The sequence below is a fragment of the Arthrobacter sp. SPT-J7 genome, assembly GCF_059089965.1.
This window is the reverse complement of sequence record NZ_JBNHFF010000330.1, coordinates 1-2635: the sequence shown is the minus strand read 5'-3', so window position 1 is coordinate 2635 and position 2635 is coordinate 1. Positions and strand designations below refer to the sequence as shown.

The window sequence follows — 2635 nt, the reverse complement described above, 5'->3', positions numbered from 1 at the left end:
CTTCGCTAAAGTCGGAGTATGTCAGCCAGCCTGCCCCCGGGCCTGCCCATGATTCCCGAGGGTCCCAGCGAGCCCCTTCGAATGACCGGACCTTTGAGCTTCAGCATGTCCGCAGACGAATTTGAGGCGGCCGTCCAGGATGCCTTGGACAGCATCCCGGACAAACTGGCCAGGGCAATGGACAACGTGGCGGTATTCATCGAGGACGACTACGTTCCGCGGCCCGGGGAGGATCCGGACACCGTCCTGCTGGGACTTTATGAAGGCGTGCCGCTGACGGAGCGGGACTCGTGGTGGGACGCCGGATCCCTGCCCGACCGGATTACGATCTTCCGCGAACCCATCCTTGATATCTGCTCATCGCGCGAGGACGTCATCCACGAAGTGGCGGTGACAGTGGTGCATGAGATCGCCCACCACTTCGGGATCGATGATGACCGGCTGCACGAGCTCGGCTGGGGCTAGCCTTGTAGGCATGGGACGCGACCACAGCCATACGCACGGCATTACCGCAACAGGCCGGCACCGCAAGAGGCTTGTGGCCGTCCTGGCCATCACCCTTGTTGTGGTCCTCGTCCAGGTGCTGGGTGCGGTCCTCTCCGGTTCACTGTCCCTGCTTGCCGACGCCGGCCACATGCTATCTGACGCAGCCGGGGTGACCATCGCCCTGCTGGCCGCCTGGATTGCGGGCCAGCCGGCGAGCGACCAGCGGACCTACGGGTACCAGCGGGCCGAAGTCCTTGCGGCCCTGGCCAACGCACTGATCCTGATCGTGATTTCCGTAGTCATTTTTACGGAGGCCATCCGGCGGATCGGTTCCGCGCCTGAGGTGCGAACGGACATTATGCTGTTCGCCGCCATGCTGGGCGCTGTGGCGAATCTGGTGTCGCTCCTGATTCTGCATGGCGCCCACGAGGAAAGCCTGAACGTCCGCGGCGCCTACCTGGAAGTCCTGGGCGACTTGCTGGGCTCCTTCGCCGTTATAGCCGCAGCCTTGGTCATTATGGCGACCGGCTTCCAGGCGGCGGACACCATCGCGTCCGTGGCCATTGCCCTGCTGATCCTGCCCCGGGCCTGGCGCCTGCTGCGCGACGTTGTTGACGTGCTCCTGGAAGCCAGCCCCAAAGGAGTGGAAGTGCAGATGATCCGCGAGCACATCCTCTCCGTGGAGGGCGTTTCCGATGTCCACGACATCCACATCTGGACCATCACTTCCGGAGTGCCGGTCTTTTCGGCGCATGTAGTGGTGGAGGACGGCGTGCTGACCGCCCGCGGCGCAGACCAGTTGCTGGACAAGCTGGTCAGCTGCCTGGGCTCCCACTTCGATACTGACCACTGCACGTTCCAGCTGGAACCGGCCACGCACTCCGAACACGAGGCGCACCAGCACGCATAGGCAACCAGCTACTTGCTGTCCGCTGCTGCCCAGAGTGCCCGGCCCCTGACCCGGCAACACACCGGCCTGCTTCCCCTCGTCATGACACCCTTGTGGCCTATGTTAATGATGCGACTGCTGTTGCCAAAGTGCAGGCGCTCCCGTAGCCTCGGGACTGCTGGGGAGCAGGTTAGGGGCACCGCCCTGCCGTGAACAGGAACTCCAGCCTGATCATTACGGGGCTTTTGCATGGTACTGACTGGATCCAGGCGCGCAGCAGTCGTGCTGTGTGCCGCCGTCGTCCTTCTGGGAACTATGGCAAACCCGGCCGGGGCGGGCACAACGCGACTTTCGCCGGCCGTGTCCATCCCTGCAGCTCCGGAAATTCCCTCCCCCGCGGACATTGCCGCAGCCAAGGCCAGTGAGGCCGCCACCGCGGACAAGGTCGCCACGATCGAACGCATCCTGGAAGCAGCGGCAGGTACGCAGCAGGCAGCCTTGGCCGTGTCGATGCAGGCAAACAACGCCTACAGCGAGGCTCTCGTAGAACTGCAGCAGCGATCGTCAGCGGCGGCTGTCGCTTCGGCGAAGGCCATGGCGGCGCAGGAACAGCAGGACAAGGCCCGGAAACAGGTGGGACAGCTGGCGGGCGACCTCTACCGCCACGGCGGGCTCAACCCCACGCTCGGTACTTTTGTCAGCGGCAGCGGTGAAACTCTTCGGCAGGCAGCCACGCTGCAAGCCCTGTCGGCCGGCAGAAGCCGCGCTTTCGAGGCGGCAGATGCCGCAGCCCAGGCCTCACAGTCATTGACCGCGGCTGCTGAAGACGCCACAGGAGCTGCCGATGACGCAGCCAGGACAGCAGAAACCCGGAAAACCCAGGCGGAAGAAGCCAACGCAGCGCAGGCCAGGGCAGTGGCAGACGCCACGGCCCAGCGAACCGTCCTGGTGGACCAGCTGGCCCAGCTCCGGAACACCACCGTAGCCCTTGAATCGGCACGGGTGGACGCCCTGGACCGGCAACGCGAGGAGGCCCGGCTTGCGGCGGCATTGGCAGCTGCCGAGCGGGCCAACCAGGGACAGCCGGCTCCACCAGGCAACCGTCCTGCCGCGGCAGCACCTGCTGCGCCGGCACCCCCAGCCGTGGCACCCGCACCAGTCCTACCAGCACCTGCAGCTCCGGCACCAGTACTACCAGCACCTGCACCTCCGGCCCCTGCACCCGCGGCACCACCCGCCCCCGTCCCCGCACCTGCTCCG

3 protein-coding genes are annotated in these 2635 nt (G+C 65.7%); all 3 read left to right on the top strand.

Annotated features, from left to right (window positions below; translation table 11 throughout):
• Positions 1 to 18 precede the first annotated feature (18 nt).
• Complete coding sequence (locus AC5RWX_RS32190; protein WP_494100240.1) at positions 19 to 465, top strand: metallopeptidase family protein; 447 nt, start codon at positions 19 to 21, stop codon at positions 463 to 465.
• Between the two features lie 10 nt (positions 466 to 475).
• Positions 476 to 1396, top strand: a complete 921-nt coding sequence (locus AC5RWX_RS32185) for a cation diffusion facilitator family transporter (protein ID WP_494100239.1) — start codon at positions 476 to 478, stop codon at positions 1394 to 1396.
• Between the two features lie 228 nt (positions 1397 to 1624).
• Positions 1625 to 2635 (top strand): C40 family peptidase (locus tag AC5RWX_RS32180; protein ID WP_494100238.1); only part of this gene is annotated, 1011 nt, incomplete at its 3' end.

Excerpts from the sequence above, each read along its gene's own strand:
- AC5RWX_RS32190 (WP_494100240.1), top strand. The coding sequence starts at position 19 with ATGTCAGCCAGCCTGCCCCCGGGCCTGCCCATGATTCCCGAGGGTCCC.
- AC5RWX_RS32185 (WP_494100239.1), top strand. The coding sequence starts at position 476 with ATGGGACGCGACCACAGCCATACGCACGGCATTACCGCAACAGGCCGG.